The 6,490-nt window shown below is 70.1% G+C and carries 7 protein-coding genes and 1 pseudogene; 2 read left to right on the top strand and 6 right to left on the bottom strand.

Features of this window, described 5'->3' with window-relative positions; genetic code table 11:
• Positions 1 to 785 (bottom strand): NAD(P)H-hydrate epimerase (locus E2651_RS39765; RefSeq protein ID WP_135336148.1); only part of this gene is annotated, 785 nt, incomplete at its 3' end.
• Positions 786 to 837: 52 nt separating this feature from the next.
• Complete coding sequence (locus E2651_RS39760) at positions 838 to 1,206, bottom strand: holo-ACP synthase (protein WP_135336147.1); 369 nt, start codon at positions 1,204 to 1,206, stop codon at positions 838 to 840.
• A 103-nt stretch (positions 1,207 to 1,309) separates the two neighbouring features.
• On the opposite strand from E2651_RS39760, the gene coaA reads away from it, so the two are divergent.
• Positions 1,310 to 2,290 carry a type I pantothenate kinase gene (gene coaA / locus E2651_RS39755; RefSeq protein WP_135336149.1) on the top strand — a complete coding sequence of 327 codons (981 nt, stop codon included), beginning with the start codon at positions 1,310 to 1,312 and terminating at the stop codon, positions 2,288 to 2,290.
• A gap of 20 nt (positions 2,291 to 2,310) precedes the next feature.
• The gene (locus E2651_RS39750; protein WP_135336146.1) at positions 2,311 to 3,249 is read left to right on the top strand and encodes a DUF389 domain-containing protein; all 939 of its coding nucleotides are present in this window, start codon (positions 2,311 to 2,313) and stop codon (positions 3,247 to 3,249) included.
• Between the two features lie 148 nt (positions 3,250 to 3,397).
• Here the strand turns inward: E2651_RS39750 and glmM are convergent, their stop codons facing one another.
• The 4 genes and pseudogenes from glmM to E2651_RS39730 all read right to left on the bottom strand — a co-directional run.
• Entirely contained in the window at positions 3,398 to 4,756 is a 1,359-nt protein-coding gene (gene glmM / locus E2651_RS39745) for a phosphoglucosamine mutase (protein WP_135336145.1), read from the bottom strand.
• Positions 4,757 to 4,890: 134 nt separating this feature from the next.
• Positions 4,891 to 5,412 (bottom strand): 30S ribosomal protein S9, encoded by a 522-nt coding sequence (gene rpsI / locus E2651_RS39740; protein ID WP_135336144.1) that lies wholly within the window; start codon positions 5,410 to 5,412, stop codon positions 4,891 to 4,893.
• A 46-nt stretch (positions 5,413 to 5,458) separates the two neighbouring features.
• Positions 5,459 to 5,902 carry a 50S ribosomal protein L13 gene (gene rplM, locus E2651_RS39735; protein ID WP_135336143.1) on the bottom strand — a complete coding sequence of 148 codons (444 nt, stop codon included), beginning with the start codon at positions 5,900 to 5,902 and terminating at the stop codon, positions 5,459 to 5,461.
• A gap of 221 nt (positions 5,903 to 6,123) precedes the next feature.
• A pseudogene (locus E2651_RS39730) lies at positions 6,124 to 6,490 on the bottom strand (hypothetical protein); the annotation flags it as partial.

The raw sequence follows: 6,490 nt of genomic DNA, 5'->3' as shown, positions 1-6,490 counted from the left end.
CCCGGATACCGCGCCGACCCGGCGACGACACCCACCACGCCCCGCCGGTACTTGTCGCTCTCCCCCGTCGGCTCCGGCAGCAGCGCGGCCACGTCCTCGTACTGAAGAGCCTCCACCTCAGGGGCGCCGAGCACCGCCCCGAGCCCGATGTCCACGAGCCGCACGACACCCGCGTACTCCCGACCGGGATCGATCAGCAGCCCCGGCTTGTACGCCCCGAAGGTCACCGTCACATCGGCCCGCACCGCGTCCCCGGCCACCACTCCGCTGTCGGCGTCGACACCGCTCGGCAGATCGACGGCGACGACGGGCACCCCCGACTCCCGCACCAGGCCCACCACTTGAGCGGCGGCGGCCCGCAGCCCGCCCTTCCCTCCGATGCCCACGATCCCGTCGACGACAAGATCGGCACCCCGCAGCACACCCTCCGCGGAAGCGGAGACGGAAGGGGAGACGGAAGGGGAGACGGAAGGGGAAGCCACCCGCCCCCCGGCGGCACGGAACGCCGCGAGCCCACCGGCATGCACCCGATCGGGCGAGAGCAGCACCGCGCCGACCCGCGCGCCGCGCCGGGCGAGCCGTGCCCCGGCGTACAGCGCGTCGCCCCCGTTGTCCCCGCTCCCCACGAGCAGCACGACACGCGCCCCGTAGACCTTGCCGAGCACCTGGGCGCAGACCGCGGCGAGCCCGGCGGCGGCTCTCTGCATCAGGGCACCTTCCGGCAACCGGGCCATCAACGACCGCTCGGCGGCCCTGACCGTCTCCACTGAGTACGCAGTACGCATGCCCCGAGTGTCTCCCAAGGCCCCCCGCGTGTCAGTCGAGGAACGGCCACGCCTACCCCTCGGCAATCACCACGGCCGAAGCCACCCCCGCGTCATGGCTGAGCGAGACATGCCACTGCCGTACGCCCAACTCGGCGGCCCGCGCGGCCACCGTCCCCTTCACCCGCAGCCGCGGCTGCCCGCTCTCCTCGACAAACACCTCCGCGTCCGTCCAGCGCAGCCCCGCCGGCGCCCCCAGCGCCTTGGCCAACGCCTCCTTCGCCGCGAACCGCGCGGCCAGCGAGGCGATCCCGCGCCGCTCCCCGCTCGGCAGCCACAGCTCCCGCTGCACGAACAACCGCTCGGCCATCCCGCCCGTGCGCTCGAGCGACGCACCGAACCGATCGATCTCGGCCACGTCGATACCAACCCCAATAATCACGGGCAGCAGCCTAGAGCCCCGCCCGAGCCCCGCAGGGTGACGCACCCCACCCTCCGCCCCGTTCAAACAGCCGTAACAATGGACTGTGATCTCTTCGGTCTCCGTGCCCCCGACGGCACCCCGGAGCGCCCACCGGCACAAGCCGGAGGCGACTCCCTACGTCGACCTCACCCGCACCGAGTGGAGCGCGCTGCGCGACAAGACCCCACTCCCCCTGACGGCCGCGGAACTCGAGAAGCTGCGCGGCCTCGGTGACGTCATCGACCTCGACGAGGTGCGGGACATCTACCTCCCGCTCTCCCGCCTCCTCAACCTCTACGTGGGCGCGACGGACGGCCTGCGCGGCGCCCTCAACACCTTCCTCGGCGAGAAGGGGTCCCAGTCCGGAACCCCCTTCGTCATAGGAGTCGCGGGCTCGGTGGCGGTCGGCAAGTCCACCGTCGCCCGCCTCCTCCAGGCCCTGCTCTCCCGCTGGCCCGAGCACCCCCGCGTGGAACTGGTCACCACGGACGGCTTCCTGCTCCCCACCAAGGACCTCGAGGCCCGCGGCCTGATGTCCCGCAAGGGCTTCCCCGAGTCGTACGACCGCCGCGCGCTGACCCGCTTCGTGGCGGACATCAAGGCCGGGAAGGACGAGGTCACCGCCCCCGTCTACTCCCACCTCATCTACGACATCGTGCCCGGCCAGCGCCTCTCGGTCCGCCGCCCCGACATCCTCATCGTCGAGGGCCTGAACGTCCTGCAGCCGGCCCTCCCCGGCAAGGACGGCCGCACCCGCGTCGGCCTCGCCGACTACTTCGACTTCAGCGTGTACGTGGACGCGCGCACGGAGGACATCGAGCGCTGGTATCTGAACCGCTTCCGCAAGCTGCGCGCGACGGCCTTCCAGAACCCGTCCTCGTACTTCCGCAAGTACACCCAGGTGTCGGAGGAGGAGGCGCTGGAGTACGCCCGCACCACCTGGCGGACCATCAACAAGCCCAACCTGGTGGAGAACGTGGCCCCGACGCGGGGCCGCGCGACCCTCGTCGTACGCAAGGGACCCGACCACAAGGTGCAGCGCCTGAGTCTCCGCAAGCTCTAGCCCACGACTACGCTGCGCGCATGCTGCATCTGCGCCTGATCACCCCGGCGGACAAGACCGACGACGTGGTGCGCCTGATCGAGAAGACGGTCGGCACCACCCACGTCACCGTCATGCCGGGTGTGGCCCGCAACCCGGCGGGCGACGTCGTGATGTGCGATGTCGCCCGCGAGGCGGGCGACACCCTCATCGGCGGCCTGCGCGCGCTCGGCATCGACAAGACCGGCTCGATCGCCCTGGAGAACATCGACCTGTCGCTGTCCCTGCGCGCCGACAAGGCGGAGGACGAGGCGCCGGGCGAGGGCGCGGACGCGGTGCTGTGGGAGCAGCTGACGGACGCGACGCACGAGGAGTCGACGCTCTCGATCACCTACGTCGCCTTCATTACGCTCGCCACGATGATCGCGGCCTGCGGCGTGGTGCTCGACAACGCGATCCTGATCGTGGGCGCGATGGCGGTGGGCCCGGAGTTCGGCCCGCTCGCGGGGTTCTGCACGGCCCTTGTGCAGCGTGCCCCGCGGCTCGCGCTGCGCTCGCTGATCGCGATCCTGGCGGGCTTCGCCATCGCCATGGCGGTGACGGTCGGCTTCAGCTACTTCATGGACGCGGTGGGCCTGTTCAGCGAGGAGCAACTGGACCAGGACCGGCCCAACACCAGCTTCGTGTACGCGCCCGACTGGTTCTCGTTCGTCGTGGCGGTGCTCGCGGGGGCGGCGGGGACGCTCTCGCTGACGTCGGCGAAATCGGGCGCCCTTGTCGGCGTCGCGATCTCGGTGACGACGGTTCCCGCCGCGGCCAACGCGGCGGTGGCGCTCAGCTACGGCGACCGCGAGCAGACCTGGGGCTCCACCGAGCAGCTCCTGCTCAACCTGCTCGGCATCGTCCTGGCCGGCACGCTCACGCTGCTGGCCCAGAAGCTCCTCTGGGCCAGGCAGCACGAACGTACCGCGAAGGCATGACTGCGCTAAGCGCTCCGCGGGAAGTGCCGTGAGGTGCCGTGGCTCGTCTGCGGCTGTGTCGTGGCTGGTCGCGCAGTTCCCCGCGCCCCTTCGGGGCGCACCCGAACCGCACCGGACTTCGCCAAAGCCGCTTGGCGGGGCAACTGCCCTAGCCCAGCGCGGACTTCACCACATCGGCGAGCCGCCCGGCCACCGACCGGGCCTGCTCGATGTCGGCGGCCTCGACCATGACCCGCACCAGCGGCTCGGTGCCGGAGGAGCGCAGCAGCACCCGCCCGGTCACACCCAGCTCGGCCTCGGCCTCGGCGACGGCGGCGGTCAGCTCGGCGGAGGTCGCGACCCGCGACTTGTCGACGTCGGGCACATTGATGAGGACCTGCGGAAGCCGCTCCATGACCCCGGCGAGCTCCGCGAGCGAACGCCCGGTCTCGGCGACGCGTGCCGCGAGCAGCAGGCCCGTGAGCGTGCCGTCGCCGGTCGTCGCGTGGTCGAGGATGATCACGTGCCCGGACTGCTCGCCGCCGAGGGCGAAGCCGTGCTCCTTCATCGCCTCCAGGACGTACCGGTCGCCGACCGCCGTCTGCACCAGGGACAGGCCCTCGCGCTCCATGGCGAGCTTGAAGCCCAGGTTCGACATGACCGTCGCGACAACGGTGTCCGAGCGCAGCTTGCCGTGCTCCCGCATGGCGAGCGCGAGCACCGCGAGGATCTGGTCGCCGTCGACCTCGGCGCCCGTGTGGTCCACGGCCAGGCAGCGGTCCGCGTCGCCGTCGTGCGCGACACCGAAGTCGGCGCCGTGCTCGACGACGGCGGCCTTCAGGAGGCCCAGGTGCGTGGAGCCGCAGCCGTCGTTGATGTTCAGGCCGTCCGGCTCGGCGCCGAGCGTGATGATCTCGGCACCGGCACGGGCGAACGCCTCGGGCGAGACGCGGGCGGCCGCGCCGTGCGCCTCGTCGAGGACGATCTTCAGCCCTTCGAGGCGGTTCGGCAGGACGCCGATGAGATGGGCGACGTACTGGTCGAGGCCCTGGTCGTACGTCGTCACTCGGCCGACGCCCGCACCCGTGGGGCGCTGCCAGGGAGCGCCGGTGCGGTGCTCCTCGTACACGGACTCGATACGGTCCTCGAGCTCGTCGGCCAGCTTGTGGCCGCCGCGCGCGAAGAACTTGATGCCGTTGTCCGGCATCGCGTTGTGGCTCGCGGAGAGCATCACGCCGAGGTCGGCACCCAGCGCACCGGTGAGATGCGCCACCGCGGGGGTGGGCAGCACACCGACGAGCTGGACGTCCACGCCCGCGCTCGCGAGACCGGCGACCACCGCGGCCTCCAGGAACTCCCCGGAAGCGCGCGGGTCACGCCCGACCACCGCGACCGGCCGATGTCCCTCGAACGTGCCCGCCTCGCCGAGCACATGCGCCGCCGCGACGGAGAGTCCGAGCGCGAGCTCGGCCGTCAGATCCGCGTTGGCGACACCGCGCACGCCGTCCGTGCCGAAGAGTCGTCCCACTGCTGTCCTCCTCCGGACTTACACCCCGGGATCACCGGGGTCCCGCCCCGGTGATCACCAGGGTTCCCGATAAACGAACGCCCCGGCAGCACACAACGTGCCGCCGGGGCGAACGAAAAGTACAAGCAGGCAGATTAGCGCTTGCTGTACTGCGGAGCCTTGCGGGCCTTCTTGAGACCGGCCTTCTTGCGCTCGACCGCACGGTCGTCACGCTTGAGGTAACCGGCCTTCTTGAGGGCGCCACGGTTGTTCTCGACGTCGGCCTCGTTCAGCGCACGGGCGACACCGAGACGGAGCGCACCGGCCTGACCGGAGACGCCGCCACCCGAGATGCGGGCGATGACGTCGTAGCGGTCGTCGAGCTCGAGCACCTTGAAGGGCTCGTTGACTTCCTGCTGGTGGACCTTGTTCGGGAAGTAGTCCTCGAGCGTGCGCCCGTTGACCTTCCACTTGCCGGTGCCCGGGACGATCCGGACGCGGGCGATGGCGTTCTTGCGACGGCCCAGGCCGGCGGCCGGCTGCGGGTCGCCGAAGCGCGCGGCGTTCGACTCAGAGGTGTACTCGCCCTCGACGGGCGCCTCGGACTCGGTGGTGTACTGCTCGACGTCAACAACCTCGGTCTCTTCGACCGGCTGCTCAACGGTGGTCTCGGCCACGATTCTCCTCAGATCTTTCTTTACGTCTTAGGGGGTGTGGCCGGAACTACTGCGCGACCTGGGTGATCTCGAACGGCACCGGCTGCTGCGCAGCGTGCGGGTGCTGGTCACCCGAGTAGATCTTCAGCTTCGAGAGCATCTGACGACCCAGGGTGTTCTTGGGGATCATGCCCTTGATGGCCTTCTCGACGGCCTTCTCGGGGTTCTTCGCCAGCAGCTCGTCGTAGCGCACCGAACGAAGACCGCCCGGGAAACCGGAGTGGCGGTAAGCCAGCTTCTGGGTCTTCTTGTTGCCGGAGAGGTGAATCTTCTCGGCGTTGATGATGATGACGAAGTCACCCATGTCCATGTGCGGCGCATAGGTCGGCTTGTGCTTGCCCCGGAGGAGGTTCGCTGCCGTAGTCGCCAGACGGCCCAGGACGATGTCCTGCGCGTCGATGATGTGCCACTGGCGAGTGACATCGCCGGGCTTGGGGCTGTACGTACGCACTTCGTAGCCTTCGCTTCTTCAGTGGATGGGGTCCAGACACACGGCACCCCAGAAGCGATCAGTAGCGATCATGCAGCTGGGGCTCACAATGCCGGGGACGCTGCCCGTATGCGAGCCACTGGTAACTGCTCCAGGGAACCTACGTATGGGCCCTTCGCGTGAGAACGACGAAGCCAATACGCATAACAATCTCCGAGAGTACCCGCGCCGCCCCGTACGGGTCAAAACGCGGCTCTGGAGACCGGCACCGGCGACTCCCCCACCACGGGCGGGTCCGCACTTTCCACGGTAGCCCCGCCCGTCCGGACGCAGCTCCGGGCGACCGTGAGCGCCAGCACACAGAGCGTCATGAAGTCCCGGAAGGCCCGCCTGGTACCCGGCTCAAGCCAGGGCCACGCGAACCCCGGAATCTGCGGCACCAGCGCCAGCCAGAACCACGGCCCCCTGGCCGCCGCCCCCGGCACGAGCGCCCCCGCGAGCAGCAGCGGCACGACGACCAGCAGATAGTGGTCGTACGACGGCCTGGACACGAGGAACGCCGCCAGCATCAGCATCACGGCCGTCTCCACCACCCGCAGCGACCCGCCC

Source organism: Streptomyces sp. MZ04, assembly GCF_004684775.1.
Taxonomy (GTDB): Bacteria; Actinomycetota; Actinomycetes; order Streptomycetales; family Streptomycetaceae; genus Streptomyces.
Note: the sequence above shows the minus strand (reverse complement) of the source record. Positions and strands in the feature narration are given on the sequence as shown.

Bases quoted from the DNA above. Each gene is read 5' to 3' on its own strand.
- E2651_RS39750 (WP_135336146.1), top strand. From the start codon at position 2,311: ATGCTGCATCTGCGCCTGATCACCCCGGCGGACAAGACCGACGACGTG.